Annotated in this window: 14 protein-coding genes; 12 read left to right on the top strand and 2 right to left on the bottom strand. The window is 68.0% G+C overall.

The window, feature by feature from the left end; genetic code table 11:
• From ACLP9N_RS36715 to mnmA, 5 genes are all read left to right on the top strand, one after another.
• Nucleotides 1–411: electron transfer flavoprotein subunit alpha/FixB family protein (locus ACLP9N_RS36715; RefSeq protein WP_442411989.1), on the top strand; the 411-nt coding region annotated here is incomplete at its 5' end.
• Between the two features lie 141 nt (nt 412–552).
• Nucleotides 553–1,422 (top strand): GNAT family N-acetyltransferase, encoded by an 870-nt coding sequence (locus ACLP9N_RS36710; protein WP_442411988.1) that lies wholly within the window; start codon nt 553–555, stop codon nt 1,420–1,422.
• A complete protein-coding gene (locus tag ACLP9N_RS36705; protein WP_442411987.1) occupies nt 1,419–2,291 on the top strand; it encodes a lysophospholipid acyltransferase family protein in 873 nt (290 codons plus the stop codon). The genes ACLP9N_RS36710 and ACLP9N_RS36705 overlap by 4 nt, the downstream gene beginning before the upstream one ends.
• A 43-nt stretch (nt 2,292–2,334) precedes the next feature.
• Nucleotides 2,335–3,510 (top strand): cysteine desulfurase family protein, encoded by a 1,176-nt coding sequence (locus tag ACLP9N_RS36700; RefSeq protein ID WP_442411993.1) that lies wholly within the window; start codon nt 2,335–2,337, stop codon nt 3,508–3,510.
• An 11-nt stretch (nt 3,511–3,521) separates the two neighbouring features.
• Entirely contained in the window at nt 3,522–4,595 is a 1,074-nt protein-coding gene (gene mnmA / locus ACLP9N_RS36695; RefSeq protein ID WP_442411986.1) for a tRNA 2-thiouridine(34) synthase MnmA, read from the top strand.
• A gap of 8 nt (nt 4,596–4,603) precedes the next feature.
• On the opposite strand, the gene ACLP9N_RS36690 is transcribed toward mnmA, so the two are convergent.
• On the bottom strand, nt 4,604–5,239 hold the full coding sequence (locus tag ACLP9N_RS36690; protein WP_442411985.1) for a sensor domain-containing protein: 636 nt from the start codon (nt 5,237–5,239) through the stop codon (nt 4,604–4,606).
• A gap of 83 nt (nt 5,240–5,322) precedes the next feature.
• Here ACLP9N_RS36690 and ACLP9N_RS36685 point away from each other — a divergent pair, with 83 nt between their 5' ends.
• From ACLP9N_RS36685 to ACLP9N_RS36665, 5 genes are all read left to right on the top strand, one after another.
• Complete coding sequence (locus ACLP9N_RS36685) at nt 5,323–6,348, top strand: methionine synthase (protein ID WP_442411984.1); 1,026 nt, start codon at nt 5,323–5,325, stop codon at nt 6,346–6,348.
• A gap of 267 nt (nt 6,349–6,615) precedes the next feature.
• Nucleotides 6,616–8,697: an NAD-dependent DNA ligase LigA gene (ligA, locus tag ACLP9N_RS36680; protein ID WP_442411983.1), complete on the top strand. Its 2,082-nt coding sequence runs from the start codon at nt 6,616–6,618 to the stop codon at nt 8,695–8,697.
• Nucleotides 8,698–8,720: 23 nt separating this feature from the next.
• Nucleotides 8,721–9,329, top strand: coding sequence for a TetR/AcrR family transcriptional regulator (locus tag ACLP9N_RS36675; RefSeq protein ID WP_442411992.1), 609 nt, complete (start codon nt 8,721–8,723; stop codon nt 9,327–9,329).
• 156 nt (nt 9,330–9,485) lie between these two features.
• On the top strand, nt 9,486–9,890 hold the full coding sequence (locus tag ACLP9N_RS36670) for an MmpS family transport accessory protein (protein ID WP_424071597.1): 405 nt from the start codon (nt 9,486–9,488) through the stop codon (nt 9,888–9,890).
• On the top strand, nt 9,887–12,793 hold the full coding sequence (locus ACLP9N_RS36665) for an MMPL/RND family transporter (protein WP_442411982.1): 2,907 nt from the start codon (nt 9,887–9,889) through the stop codon (nt 12,791–12,793). Before ACLP9N_RS36670 ends, ACLP9N_RS36665 begins: the two co-directional genes overlap by 4 nt.
• Here the strand turns inward: ACLP9N_RS36665 and ACLP9N_RS36660 are convergent.
• A complete protein-coding gene (locus ACLP9N_RS36660) occupies nt 12,790–13,446 on the bottom strand; it encodes an amino acid-binding protein (RefSeq protein ID WP_442411991.1) in 657 nt (218 codons plus the stop codon). The two genes, ACLP9N_RS36665 and ACLP9N_RS36660, sit on opposite strands and share 4 nt — an antisense overlap.
• A gap of 90 nt (nt 13,447–13,536) precedes the next feature.
• On the opposite strand from ACLP9N_RS36660, the gene gatC reads away from it, so the two are divergent.
• Together gatC and gatA are read left to right on the top strand one after the other, a co-directional pair.
• Nucleotides 13,537–13,836, top strand: a complete 300-nt coding sequence (gene gatC, locus ACLP9N_RS36655; protein WP_442411981.1) for an Asp-tRNA(Asn)/Glu-tRNA(Gln) amidotransferase subunit GatC — start codon at nt 13,537–13,539, stop codon at nt 13,834–13,836.
• Between the two features lie 8 nt (nt 13,837–13,844).
• Nucleotides 13,845–15,326: an Asp-tRNA(Asn)/Glu-tRNA(Gln) amidotransferase subunit GatA gene (gene gatA, locus ACLP9N_RS36650; RefSeq protein ID WP_442411990.1), complete on the top strand. Its 1,482-nt coding sequence runs from the start codon at nt 13,845–13,847 to the stop codon at nt 15,324–15,326.

Raw genomic sequence — 15,326 nt, 5'->3', positions numbered from 1 at the left:
GCTCGCGAGCCCGCCGTCGCGGGCGACCGGCCGGAGCTGACGGAGGCGACCATCGTGGTGTCGGGTGGCCGCGGCGTCGGCAGCGCGGAGAACTTCAGCGTGGTCGAGGCGCTCGCCGACTCGCTGGGTGCGGCCGTCGGCGCGTCGCGCGCCGCCGTGGACTCCGGCTACTACCCGGGGCAGTTCCAGGTGGGCCAGACCGGTAAGACGGTGTCGCCGCAGCTCTACGTCGCGCTGGGCATCTCCGGTGCGATCCAGCACCGCGCCGGCATGCAGACCTCCAAGACCATCGTCGCGGTCAACAAGGACGAAGAGGCACCCATCTTCGAGGTCGCGGACTACGGCGTGGTGGGCGACCTGTTCAAGGTGGCCCCGCAGCTGACCGACGCAATCAAGGCGCGCAAAGGCTGACACCCCGTTTAAACAGCGGTTAACGGCCCCGCAGGCTACCTGCGGGGCCGTTATCTTTTCGCGACAGTTCGTCATCTGACGTGCACCGACACGTCACAGCGCCGATGCCGATCGGATCACCGCTTGCGCAACTTTGGTGGCATGAGCATCGCTTCTGTCCTGATACCGAGCGACAAACCGGACGGCGCGCCAGCGCAGGCGTCGGGTCCGCGTTACTCCCTGCTGCTGTCCACCGATTCCTCCCTCATCGAGGCCGCGCAGCGGCTTCGCTACGACGTCTTCACCAGCACACCCGGCTTCACCCTGCCGGCGGGGGCGCACGGGCCCCGGGACGGTATTGATAGGGACCGGTTCGACGAATACTGCGACCACCTGCTGGTCCGCGACGACGACACCGGGGAGCTGGTGGGTTGCTACCGGATGCTGGCGCCGGCGGGCGCCATCGCCGCCGGAGGCCTGTACACCGCGACCGAATTCGACGCGGACGCGTTCGACCCGCTGCGGTCGTCGCTGGTGGAGATGGGACGCGCCGTGGTGCGCGACGGCCACCGCAACGGCGGCGTGGTGCTGCTGATGTGGGCCGGCATCCTGGCCTACCTGGACAAATACGGCTACGACTACGTGACCGGCTGCGTGTCGGTCCCGATCGGCCCCGAAACCGGCTCCGAAGCCGATGGTGACGTGCCGGGCAGCCAGCTGCGCGGCGTGCGCGACTTCATCCTGGGCCGCCATGCCGCGCCGCCGCAGTACCGGGTGCGTCCCCACCGGCCCGTGCTCATCGACGGGAAAACGATCGACGACATTGCCCCGCCGCCGCGGCCGGCGGTTCCGCCGCTGATGCGCGGCTACCTGCGGCTGGGCGCTCAGGTCTGCGGCGAACCGGCGCACGACCCGGAGTTCGGGGTTGGCGACTTCTGCGTGCTGCTGGACAAACGGCGCGCAGATACCCGATATCTCAGGCGACTGCGCTCGGTATCGGCCGCTACCGAGATGGCTGGCGGCGAGCGATGAGCGCTCCCGCAGTCACCGCCCACGCCTGGCTGCCGCGCACCTCGTGCGACGTCAACTGTGTGGGTACCGGCGGTGTTGCGCAATCGCGCCGATCGCTAGTGGTGCTGCGGGTAGCGCTTCGCGTCATGCTGGCGCTGCTGTTGGCGCCGGGGGTGCCGCTGATGGTGGTGCCGCTGCCGGGCCGGACGAAGGTGCAACGTGTCTACTGCCGGTTGGTGCTGCGCTGCTTCGGTGTCCGGATCACGGTGTCGGGCAGCCCGATTCGAAACCTGCGCGGTGTCCTGGTGGTCAGCGGGCATATCTCCTGGTTGGACGCCTTCTGCATCGGTTCGGTGTTGCCCGGGTCGTTCGTCGCCCGCGCCGACATGTTCACCGGGGGTGCGATCGGGGTCGTGGCGCGCATCCTGAAGGTCATCCCGATCGAGCGGGCCAGTCTGCGGCGGCTGCCCGCGGTGGTCGACGTCGTCGCCCGCCGGCTGCGCTCCGGTCAGACGGTGGTGGCGTTCCCGGAGGGCACCACCTGGTGCGGCTGGCACGGCGAACCCGGGCACACGCATAAGGGGTCGGGATCCTTCTACCCGGCGATGTTCCAGGCCGCGATCGACGCCGCCAGGCCGGTGCAGCCGCTCCGGCTGAGCTATCACCACGTCGACGGCAGCGTGTCCACCGCTCCGGCGTTCGTCGGCGACGACCCGTTGCTCCGGTCGGTGTGCCGGCTGCTCACCGTGCGGCGCACGGTGGCGCGGGTGCACGTCGAATCCTTGCAGCTGCCGGGCACCAATCGGCGCGACCTGGCCCGCCGCTGCCAGTCCGCGGTACGGGTCGCGGCGCCCGCGCACCCAGGTCACGGGCACGCCCTGGTGGCATAAGCGTTCAGAGGCCCCCGAGCTGCCCGGTATCGTGGGGCGCGTCATGGTCTACCTCGATCACGCCGCTACCACCCCGATGCACCCCGCCGCCGTCGAGGCGATGACGGCGGTGTTCGGCACCGTCGGCAACGCGTCGTCACTGCACACCAGCGGCCGGGCGGCGCGGCGCCGCATCGAGGAATCCCGTGAGCTGATCGCGGACAAACTGGGGGCGCGCCCGTCGGAAGTGATCTTCACCGCGGGCGGTACCGAGAGCGACAACCTGGCCGTCAAGGGCATCTACTGGGCTCGCCGCGACGCGGAGCCGAGCCGCCGCCGCATCGTCACCACCGAGGTGGAACACCACGCCGTGCTCGACTCGGTGAACTGGCTCGTCGAACACGAAGGCGCCCAGGTGACCTGGCTGCCCACCGCCGCCGACGGCTCGGTGTCGGTGCCAGCGCTGCGCGAGGTGCTGCAGAGCCACGACGACGTCGCGCTGGTCTCGGTGATGTGGGCCAACAACGAGGTCGGCACCATCCTGCCGGTCGTCGAATTAGCCTCCGTCGCAGCCGAATTCGGTGTCCCGATGCACAGCGACGCCGTGCAGGCAGTGGGCCAGCTGCCGGTCGAATTCGGCGCCAGTGGGCTGTCGGCGATGAGCGTGGCCGCGCACAAGTTCGGCGGTCCGCCGGGTGTGGGTGCACTGCTGCTGCGCAGGGACGTCACCGGCGTGCCACTGCTGCACGGCGGTGGCCAGGAACGTGACATTCGTTCCGGCACACCCTATGTCGCCGGTGCTGCCGGGATGGCGGCGGCCGCGCAGATCGCGGTTGACGGGCTTTCGGCCAACAACGCGCGGCTACGCGTGTTGCGCGACCGGCTGATCGAGGGTGTGCTGGCCGAGATCGACGACGTTACACTCAACGGCGCGCGCGGCCGCTCGCGGCTTCCGGGCAATGCGCACTTCACCTTCCGCGGCTGCGAAGGCGATGCGCTGTTGATGTTGTTGGACGCCAACGGAATCGAATGTTCCGCCGGATCAGCCTGCACCGCTGGTGTCCCGCAGGCCTCGCACGTGTTGATCGCGATGGGTGCCGACCCGGCCAGCGCGCGCGGGTCGCTGCGTCTTTCGTTGGGGCACAGCAGTGTTGACGCCGACGTCGATGAGGCGCTGCGGCTGCTGCCCGGTGCGGTGGACCGGGCCCGCCGGGCCGCCCTGGCCGCCGCGGGGGCTTAGGGGGCTCTGGGGTGAAGGTTCTGGCCGCGATGAGCGGCGGGGTCGATTCGTCGGTCGCCGCCGCGCGCATGGTCGATGCCGGGCACGACGTGGTCGGTGTGCACCTGGCGCTGTCGTCGGCGCCGGGCACGCTGCGCACCGGCTCGCGCGGCTGCTGTTCGAAGGAAGACGCCGCAGATGCGCGCCGCGTCGCCGACATGCTCGGAATCCCGTTCTACGTCTGGGATTTCGCGGAGAAATTCCAAGAAGCTGTGATCGACGATTTCGTCTCGTCGTATGCTCGCGGGGAGACGCCCAACCCGTGCGTGCGGTGCAATCAGCGAATCAAGTTCTCGGCGCTCTCGGCGAGGGCCCTCGCGTTGGGCTTCGACACGGTGGTCACCGGCCACTATGCGAGGTTATCGGGTGGGCGGCTGCGCCGCGCCGTCGACCGGGACAAGGATCAGTCCTACGTGCTGGCCGTGCTGACCGCAGAGCAGCTGCGCCACGCCGCCTTTCCGATCGGGGACACTCCCAAGCCCCAGATTCGCGCGGAGGCCGCCCGTCGCGGCCTGGCAGTCGCCGAAAAGCCGGACAGCCACGACATCTGCTTCATCCCGTCCGGGAACACCCAGGCTTTCCTGGGTGAGCGCATCGGGGTTTGCCGCGGCAACGTCCTCAGCGCGGACGGAGCGGTGCTGGCCACCCACGACGGGGTGCACGGTTTCACCATCGGCCAGCGCAAAGGCCTGGGCATCGCGGGGCCGGGGCCGGACGGTCGGCCTCGGTACGTGACGGCGATCGACGCCGACACCGCGACCGTCCACGTGGGTGAACTGGCCGACCTCGACGTGCACGAGCTGATTGGCCGCGCGCCGGTCTTCACCGGGGGAGTCGCGCCGTCGGGTGCCGTCGAGTGCGCGGTTCAGGTGCGTGCGCACGGTGAAATCGCCTATGCGGTAGCCGAATTGGTCGGTGACGAGCTCTTCGTGCGATTGCGCGATCCGCTGCGCGGAGTGGCGCGCGGCCAGACGCTGGTGTTGTACCGCCCGGACCCCGACGGCGACGAGGTGCTCGGCAGCGCGACCATCGCCGGCACTGGCTAGTCTGGCGGCTAGTGGGGAATGTTCGCGGCGATGTTAGTCATCACGATGTCGGACACCGACTGCGGGAAGCCGCAGAAGGTAACCTCGATCAGCGCCACCGCCAGGACCAGGTAGTCGCGGCCGCAGCCGCCCGGCAGCATGTGCAGCGAGTCGGCGCCGGTGTTCCAGTCGCCGACATACAGCTGGCCGGCCTCACTGGCCGCACAGTCTCCGACGGTAGCCACCAGAGCGCCGAAGGCGCGCCGTGCGGTGGCCACATCTCGGTAGGCCGCGGCACCCTCGGATATCAGGCCGCCTTTGGGAGGATCCTGGAAGGTGGTCTTGTGGAACTCTTCGATATCGGGTCCGAAAGTCGCGGTCTCGGCGAAGATGAACCGGCACGGCCGGGGCGTGTTATCGGCGAGGACGTCGATGTCCACGGGGCGGTTCCCGTCCATCGAGGGGATGATGGTCAGGCTGTCGCCACCGCCGGTGATCGCGCGCATCCGTGACTGGTCCAGGAGGATCTGGTCGACGTTGACGCCCTGCACACCCCTGGCGCCCATGGCGAATCCCGGCACGGCCGTCCCGCCCACCACCCTGGTGCAGGCCGCCACCAGCAACGCCGCGCCACCCCACAGCAGCGAGCGCGTCAATCTCCCCATCTGCCACCCTTCTGCGTTCTGAGAGTAGCCGCTAAACACCCCTGGTGCGCGACCGGCAATGTCAGGTCGAATACGGTTGCCGGGTGAGTGTTTTCGCTAATGTGTTCGCCAAGGCCAGCGGCGTCGGGTCGTGGCCGGGTACCGCCGCGCGCCATGCCGCCGAGGTGGTTGTCGGCGAGTTGGCGGGTGCGCTGGCACACATCGTCGAGCTGCCCGCCAGGGGAGTCGGCGCCGACATGCTCGGGCGGGCCGGCGCACTGCTGATGGATGTGGCCATCGACACGGTGCCGAGGGGCTACCGCATCGCCGCGCGGCCCGGAGCGGTCACCCGCCGGGCGGTCAGCCTGCTCGATGAGGATATGGACGCGCTCGAAGAGGCCTGGGAGGTCGCGGGCCTGCGCGGGGGCCAGCGCGTGGTCAAGGTGCAGGCTCCGGGGCCGGTCACGTTGGCCGCCGGGCTGGAGCTGGCTAACGGCCACCGGGCCATCACCGATTCCGGCGCCCTGCGTGACCTGGCGGCGTCGCTGGCCGAAGGCGTCGCCGCGCATCGCGCGGTGCTGGCCCGTCGACTCGACACCCCGGTGGTGGTCCAGTTCGACGAGCCGTCGCTGCCCGCGGCGCTGGGCGGACAGCTGACCGGGGTGACCGCGCTGAGCCCGGTCGCCGCGCTCGACGAGGCGGTGGCCGGCGCACTGCTCGACACATGCGTCGCCGTCGTGGGCCCCGATGTCGTGTTGCACAGCTGCGCCGCCGAGTTGCCATGGAACCTCTTGCAGCGCAGCACTATTAGTGCCATTTCGATAGATGCGGGCACGCTGCGCGCAGCAGATCTGGACGGCGTCGCCGCGTTCGTCGAGTCGGGCCGCACCGTGGTGCTGGGCGTGGTACCCGGCACCGCGCCCGAGCGGCGGCCGACGGCGGAAGAGGTGGCCGCCGCCGTGGTCGCGGTGACCGATCGTCTCGGGTTCGGCCGCTCGGCGTTGCGCGATCGCATCGGCGTCACCCCGACATGCGGCCTGGCGGGGGCGACCGCGCAGTGGGCGCGCATCGCGATCGGGCTTGCCCGTAAAGCCGCAGAGGCGTTCGCCGAGGATCCGGACGCCATCTGACACGAGCGCTGAGTCGTCGCATCCGCCACACCTGCCCCTGCGGGAGGGAGGGTGCCGATTTGCCCGCCTCTCAGTTGCCCTGTGTCAAGCCACGGGTTGTTGGTGCTGTTCTAGTAGGGCTTGGAGGGCTCGGTGGTGGCTGCGAGGCGGGCAAAAGTGCACCGCGCCATGGCGGAGGCCTGCGTGTCAGATGTGGCCAATGCGTTTGGTGTTGTCCGGGCAGACTGCCAACCCGTGTCTGTGGCAACCCTTCGATAGCCTGCCAGGGTGAGCGAGCCCGAAGCTGATCCCACCGCGCCGGAGGTGCTGCGGCAGTGGCGCGACCTGTCCGAGGAGGTCCGCGAACACCAGTTCCGCTACTACGTGCGCGACGCGCCGATCATCACCGACGCCGAGTTCGACCGCCTGTTGCGGCAGCTCGAGGCGCTCGAGGAGGCCAATCCCGAGTTGCGCACGCCCGACTCGCCCACCCAGCTGGTCGGCGGTGCCGGCTTCGCGACCGATTTCGAGCCGACCGAGCATCTCGAACGGATGCTCAGCCTCGACAATGCTTTCACCCCAGAGGAACTCGGCGCGTGGGCAACCCGCGTGCACGCCGAGGTCGGAGATGACGCCCACTACCTGTGCGAACTCAAGATCGACGGCGTCGCACTGTCGCTGGTCTACCGGGACGGACGCCTGACCCGGGCGGCGACCCGCGGGGACGGCCGCACCGGCGAAGACGTCACGCTGAACGCCCGCACCATCGACGACGTCCCCGAACGACTCACCGCCAGTGACGATTACCCGCTGCCCAAGGTCCTGGAGGTCCGCGGCGAAGTGTTCTTCCGGGTGGCCGACTTCCAGGCGCTCAATGCCAGCCTGGTGGAGGAGGGCAAGAATCCGTTCGCCAACCCGCGCAACAGCGCGGCGGGATCGCTGCGCCAGAAGGATCCCGCGGTCACGGCTCGCCGCAAGCTGCGGATGATCTCCCACGGGTTGGGGCACGCCGAAGGGTTTCGCCCGGCCACCCAGCACGACGCATATCTGGCGCTCAAGGCGTGGGGCCTGCCGGTTTCGGAGCACGCCATCGTGGTGAACGACCTAGCCGGCGTCCAGGAACGCGTCGACTACTGGGGCGAACACCGTCATGAGGTGGATCACGAAATCGACGGCGTCGTCATCAAAATCGACGAGGTGGCGCTGCAGCGCAGGCTGGGTTCCACCTCGCGGGCTCCGCGCTGGGCGATCGCCTACAAGTACCCGCCCGAGGAGGCGCAGACCAAGCTGCTCGAGATCCGGGTGAACGTCGGCCGCACCGGGCGCGTCACGCCGTTCGCGTTCATGACGCCGGTCAAGGTCGCCGGGTCGACGGTGGGGCAGGCCACGCTGCACAACGCTTCCGAGGTCAAGCGCAAGGGCGTGCTGATCGGCGACACCGTGGTGATCCGCAAGGCCGGCGACGTGATTCCCGAGGTGTTGGGACCGGTGGTCGACCTGCGCGACGGCTCCGAGCGCGAATTCGTCATGCCCACAACATGTCCCGAATGCGGGACCACGTTGGCGTTCGAAAAGGAAGGCGACGCCGACATCCGCTGCCCCAACGCGCAGCGCTGCCCGGCGCAGCTGCGAGAGCGGGTGTTTCACGTCGCCAGTCGCGGCGGCCTGGACATCGAGGGGCTGGGCTACGAGGCCGCCGTGGCGCTGCTGCAAGCACACGTCATCACCAGCGAGGGCGACCTGTTCGGCCTCACCGAAGACGACTTGTTGCGCACCGAGCTTTTCCGGACCAAGGCCGGGCAGCTGTCGGCGAACGGCAAACGGCTGCTGGTCAACCTCGACAAAGCCAAGGCCGCACCGCTGTGGCGGGTGCTGGTGGCGTTCTCGATCCGCCATGTCGGGCCGACGGCTGCCCGCGCGCTGGCCACCGAGTTCGCCGACATCGAGGACATCAAGGCCGCGTCCACCGAGCAGCTGGCCGCCGTCGAGGGCGTGGGAGTCACCATCGCCGACGCCGTCACCGAATGGTTCACCGTCGACTGGCACCGCGAGATCGTCGACAAGTGGCGGGCGGCCGGGGTGCGGATGGCCGACGAGCGCGACGAGAGCGTGCCGCGCACCCTGGCCGGGCTGACCATCGTGGTCACCGGGTCGCTGACGGGCTTTTCCCGCGACGATGCCAAGGAGGCGATCGTGGCGCGCGGCGGCAAGGCGGCGGGCTCAGTGTCGAAGAAGACCGACTACGTCGTCGCCGGCGACTCGCCTGGATCGAAGTACGACAAGGCCGTTGACCTCGGCGTGCCGATCCTCGACGAGGACGGATTCCGACGGCTCCTCGAGGACGGGCCGCCTGACGCTGCGGCGAATTGACGCCCCGCACAGCGTTGGGGCTTATCGTGAGCGCTATGACCCAGACTGCCGATCGGTTCGCGGATTTGTCGGCGTGGTCGCCGCGGGAGGCTGAGTTGCTCGCGGTGACGTTGCAACTCCTGCAGGAGCACGGCTATGACGGGTTGACGGTGGACGCGGTGGCCAGCGCCGCCCGCGCCAGCAAGGCCACCGTGTATCGGCGCTGGCCCTCGAAAGCCGAATTGGTGTTGGCCGCGTTCATCGAGGGCGTCCGCCAGGCCGCCGTCCCGCCGAACACCGGCACGCTGCGAGGCGATCTGTTGCAGCTTGGCGAGATCTGCGGCCAACAGGTCCACCAGCACGCCAGCACCATCCGCGCGGTGCTCGTCGAGGCATCGCGCCACCCCGAACTCAACGACGCCCTGCAGCACCAATTCGTCGAACAGCGCAAGGCCTTGATCCAACACATCTTGCGCCAGGCCGTCGAGCGGGGGGAGATCGCCGATGCCGCCATCACCGACGAGCTCTGGGACCTGCTGCCCGGCTATTTGATCTTCCGGTCCATCATCCCCAGCCGGCCGCCCACCCGTCGCACGGTGCAAGCTCTCGTCGACGACTTCATCATCCCCGGCCTCACCCGACCCCGCGGATAAAAAGTGTACGGTCGCGTCTCTTGTGCAGTACGGTCCAGTACCGTACTGTCATACCATCGATCCGCCTCGAGCATCGAGGGTGACCGTGTCGCCCGCTGATCGAAAGGCTAACGGGTGAAACAGTTTTCAATTGCGACCCTGGCCAAACGGGGGTGGATGGTGCTGGTCGCGATCATCGTCGTCGCGGTCGCGGGGTTTGCCATCTATCGCCTGCACGGAATCTTCGGCTCGCACAACAACACGTCGGCCAACGCCGGCCTCTCCAACGAGATCGTTCCGTTCAACCCCAAGCAGGTGGTCCTCGAGGTCTTTGGGGCACCGGGCGCAACGGCGACAATCAACTACTTGGATGTCAACGCCCAGCCGCAGCAAGTCAAAAATGCTCCCCTGCCCTGGTCCTTCACCATCACCACGACCGAGCCCGCGGTCGTCGGCAACGTCGTGGCGCAGGGCAACGGAGACACACTCGGCTGCCGCATCATCGTCAACGGTGAGGTCAAAGACGAACGCACCGTCAACAAAGTCGATGCCTACACCTTCTGCCTGGACAAGTCCGGATGAGCGACAATCAGCCCTCGCGGCCCCGCATACCGCACACCATCCGCCGGCTTTCGCTGCCGATCCTGCTGTTCTGGCTGGCGCTGGCCGCCATCACGAACATCGCGGTGCCGCAGCTGGAAGTGGTCGGGAAAACACACAACGTGGCGCTGAATTCGCCGGATGCGCCGTCGCTCAAGGCGATCAAGCGGATCGGTCAGGACTTCCATGAGTTCGACACCGACAGCTCGGCGATGGTCGTCCTGGAGGGCAACAAGCCGCTCGGCGCGGACGCGCACAAGTTTTACGACGAGATGATCCGCAAGCTAGAGCAGGACAAGAAGCATGTCGAGCACGTCCAGGACTTCTGGGGGGACACCCTGACCGCGGCGGGGTCGCAGAGCTCCGACGGCAAGGCCGCGTACGTTCAGGTGTTTCTTGCGGGCAATCAGGGCTCGGCGACAGCCAACGCATCCGTCGGCGCCGTCCGTGACATCGTTGACCACACCCAACCGCCGCCGGGTGTCAAGGCTTATGTCACCGGCGCGGCGCCGCTCATCTCGGATCAGTTCGACGTGGGCAGCAAGGGAACGGCAAAGGTCACCACCATCACCATCGGGGTGATCGCACTGATGTTGTTCTTCGTGTACCGCTCTGTCCTCACGACGCTGCTCGTGCTCGTGACGGTCCTCGTCGAAATGTCTGCCGCCCGCGGAATCGTCGCCTTCCTGGGCAACGCCGGGATCATCGGACTGTCGACATACGCGACGAACCTGCTCACGCTGCTGGTGATCGCCGCCGGAACGGACTACGCGATATTTTTCGCCGGCCGCTACCAGGAAGCGCGCGGCGCCGACGAGGATCGCGAAAAGGCCTTCTACACAATGTTTCACGGGACGGCCCACATTGTCTTGGGTTCGGGTCTGACGGTTGCCGGCGCGGTGGCCTGTCTGGGCTTCACCCGGCTGCCCTATTTTCAGAGCCTGGGCATTCCGGCCGCAATAGGAATCCTCGTCGCGCTTGCCGGCGCGCTGACCCTGGGTCCGGCCATGCTCACCCTGGGCGCTTTGGTGGGCATCTTCGAACCCAAGCGCGCCATGAGAACCCGCGGATGGCGGCGGATCGGCACCGCCATCGTCCGCTGGCCCGGCCCCGTTCTCGTGGCGGCGTGCGCGTTGGCCCTGGTGGGCCTGCTCGCGTTGCCCGGATACAAGACGAGTTACGACACCCGCCCCTACATGCCCGCCAGCGCGCCGGCCAATGTCGGGTACACGGCCGCCGAACGGCATTTTTCGCGCGCCCGGCTGGAGCCCGAATTGCTCATGGTCGAGGCGGATCACGACCTGCGCGACCCGGCCGACATGCTGGTCCTGGACCGGGTGGCCAAGGCGGTGTTTCATGTTCCCGGCGTCGCCCAGGTGCAGACCATCACCAGGCCCTTGGGTACGCCGCTCGTCCACAGCTCGCTCGCCTTCGCGGTCAGCAATTCCAGCGCCGCCCAGCAGGAGAACCTGTCGTACCAACGGGATCGCGCGAACGACTTGCAAAGGCAGGCAGGTGAACTGGCGAAGACCATCAACATCTTGAAGCAGCAGTACGTGCTGCAGCAGCAGCTCGCCGGAGACACCCACAGCGAGGCGCAAAGCTTCCACGACACGATCGCCACGATCAAGGAAGTACGCGACAAGATCGCGAATTTCGATGACTTCTTCAGGCCGATTCGCAGCTATTTCTATTGGGAACCGCATTGCTACGACATCCCGGCCTGCTTCGCGCTGCGGTCGGTCTTCGACGTGCTCGACGGCATCGATCAGCTGACCGAGAAGTTTGAAGACCTCACGGCCACCCTGGACAAGCTCGACGCGCTGCAGCCGAAACTGGTGGCGCTGATACCACCCCAGATCGACAGCCAGGAGATCAATCACGAATTGACGTTGGCGAGTTATGCCACCCAGTCCGGCATTTACGCCCAGACGGCGGCCGCGATCGATAACGCGACGGCGCTGGGGCGAGCCTTTGACGCCGCCAAGAACGACGACACCTTCTACCTGCCGCCCGAGGTTTTCACCAACCCGGATTTCAATCGGGGGCTGAAACTGTTCCTCTCGCCCGACGGCAAGGCGGCTCGCATGATCGTCACCCATGAGGGCGATCCCGCGACTCCCCAAGGCATTTCACACATCGACCCGATGACGAGGGCCGCGCACGAGGCATTGAAGGGCACGCCCTTGGCCGACGCCAACATCTATGTTGGCGGCACCGCGGCGACGTACAAGGACATCCAGGACGGAGCCAAGTACGACCTGATGATCGTGGCATTCGCCGCGCTCAGCCTCATCCTGCTGATCATGATGATCATCACGCGAAGCCTGGTCGCCGCGCTGGTCATCGTTGGCACGGTGGCCTTGTCGCTGGGCGCCTCGTTCGGGCTGTCCGTGCTGGTGTGGCAGTACCTCTTCGGCATTCAGCTGTATTGGGTCGTGCTTGCGCTGGCCGTGATCTTGTTGCTGGCCGTGGGATCCGACTACAACCTGTTGTTGATCTCCCGCTTCAAGGAAGAAATCGATGCCGGCCTGAAGACCGGCATCATCCGGGCGATGGCCGGCTCCGGTTCGGTAGTCACCTCCGCCGGCATCGTCTTCGCCGTAACGATGTGCGCGTTCGTGTTCAGTGGTTTTCAGGTGCTCGGTCAGATCGGGACGACCATTGGCCTTGGGTTGTTGTTCGACACGCTGATCGTGCGCTCGTTCATGACACCGTCCGTCGCAACGCTTCTGGGGCGCTGGTTCTGGTGGCCGCAACGGGTACGTCCGCGCCCGGCCAGCACCATGTTGCGACCGTACGGGCCTCGTCCGGCGGTTCGTCAACTGCTGCTGTGGGAAGACGGTGACCCAGTAGACCCGGCGGTGATGTCCGGATCGCGTTAACGCAGCATGGTGGCCACAATGTCGGCAAGGTACCCCAGCCGAGCCACCTCCGAAGGCCGGAATTGCGGGCCCGGACGGCCCAGCACCACCGCGGTGTGCGGATCGCCCAACGGAGCGGCGACCATCCTCGTGTCCATATCGCGCCACGCCTGCGGGACCCAGTCGGCGCTACCGTCCAGCGTCGCGGCCTGCTCGATCGGCAACCACGGCGCCGAAACTGCTCGAGTCTCCGGCGCACCGGGACTGGCGGCGAGGCGGTGCAGCTTCCCGTCGCAACGGTGCAACACCGTGCACCAGCTCACGCGCAGCACCCTGGGCGCCTCGTCGGCCAGCACCTGCAACTTGGACTCCCGGTCGGCGGCCGCGGCGACATGGTCGAGAAGCTCCAGCTCGCGATGTGCTTCCAGCAGGCCGGTATGAGGACGGACGCTGTCCACCCGGACACCGGGGAGCGCCTCGGCCGCGGTGATCAAAATGTCCGGCATCGCGCCGAGGGGCAGTTCGATGACCAGGTCGTCGATCGCGTAACCCGTGCCGCGCTCCACCACGTCGAGCGACAAGATGTCGCCGCCCGCCGAACCGAGCGCAAGCGCCAACGAGCCCAGGCTGCCCGGGCGGTCGACGAGCTCGATGCGCAACAGATACGACGGCACGGGCCCACTGTCGCACAACCATGTATCCGTGGCATTTCGCCAAGGCCTGAGTTCCCGGGGACCCTGACCGCCCGGTTAGGCTTTTCGCTCGTGTCCCAGATCTCCCGCGACGAGGTGGCCCATCTGGCCCGGCTGGCCCGGCTGGCGCTGACCGATACCGAGCTGGACAGTTTCGCCGGCCAACTCGACGCCATCCTGACCCACGTCAGCCAGATTCAGGCGGTCGATGTCACCGGCGTCGAACCGACCGACAACCCACTCAAGGACGTCAACGTCACGCGACCGGACGAGACGGCCCCCTGCCTCACGCAGGCCGAGGCGCTGGCCGAGGCGCCCGAAGCCGTCGACGGCCGCTTCGCCGTCCCCCAGATCCTGGGGGAGAGCCAGTGACGGGCCCACTGAACGAGATCATCCGGTTGGACGCGTCGACGCTGGCCGCCAAGATCGCCGCCAAGGAGCTGTCGTCGGTCGAGCTGACCCGGGCCTGCCTGGACCAGATCGAGGCAACCGACGAGCGTTACCACGCCTTTCTGCACGTGGCGGCCGACGCGGCGGTGAGCGCCGCGGCTGCCGTCGACAAGGCGCTGGCCGCCGGCGAGCGGCCGGCGTCCGCGCTGGCCGGGGTGCCGCTGGCGCTCAAGGACGTGTTCACCACCACCGACATGCCCACCACCTGCGGATCCAAGATCCTCGAGGGCTGGCGTTCGCCGTACGACGCCACGCTGACCGCGCGGCTGCGCGCGGCCGGCATCCCCATCCTGGGCAAGACCAACATGGACGAGTTCGCGATGGGCTCGTCGACGGAGAACTCCGCCTACGGCCCCACCCGCAACCCCTGGAACGTGGACCGGGTGCCCGGCGGCTCCGGCGGCGGCAGCGCGGCGGCGCTGGCCGCGTTCCAGGCGCCGCTGGCCATCGGATCCGACACCGGGGGCTCCATTCGTCAGCCCGCCGCGCTGACCGCAACCGTCGGCGTCAAACCCACCTACGGCACGGTGTCGCGCTACGGGCTGGTGGCCTGCGCTTCGTCACTGGACCAGGGTGGGCCCTGTGCCCGCACGGTGCTGGACACCGCGCTGCTGCATCGGGTGATCGCCGGACACGACGCGCGGGACTCCACCTCCATCGACGTCGAGGTGCCCGACGTCGTCGGCGCGGCCAAAGCCGGAGCAAACGGTGACCTGCGCGGGGTGCGCATCGGGGTGGTCAAGCAGCTGCGCGGCGAGGGCTATCAGCCCGGCGTGCTGGCGTCGTTCGAGGCCGCGGTCAAGCAGCTGACCGAGCTGGGCGCCGAGGTCAGCGAAGTCGACTGCCCGCACTTCGATCACGCGCTGGCCGCCTACTACCTGATCCTGCCGTCGGAGGTGTCGAGCAACCTGGCGCGCTTCGACGCGATGCGCTACGGCCTGCGGGTCGGTGACGACGGCACCCACAGCGCCGAGGAAGTGATGGCACTGACCCGGGCCGCCGGCTTCGGGCCGGAAGTCAAGCGGCGCATCATGATCGGCGCGTACGCCTTGTCGGCCGGCTACTACGACGCCTACTACAACCAGGCGCAGAAGGAGCGGACGTTGATCGCCCGGGATCTCGAGGAGGCCTACCGCTCCGTCGACGTGCTGGTGACGCCGACGACACCGACCACCGCGTTCGGCCTGGGCGAGAAGGTCGATGATCCGCTGGCGATGTACCTGTTCGACCTGTGCACCCTGCCGCTGAACCTGGCCGGCCACTGCGGCATGTCGGTGCCGTCCGGGCTGTCCCCGGACGACCAGCTGCCCGTGGGTCTGCAGATCATGGCGCCGGCGCTGGCCGACGACCGGCTGTACCGGGTGGGCGCCGCGTACGACGCCGCGCGCGGTCCGTTGCCGTCGGCCATTTAG

This window comes from Mycobacterium sp. (assembly GCF_052144515.1).
Lineage (GTDB): Bacteria > Actinomycetota > Actinomycetes > Mycobacteriales > Mycobacteriaceae > Mycobacterium.
Note: the sequence above shows the minus strand (reverse complement) of the source record. Positions and strands in the feature narration are given on the sequence as shown.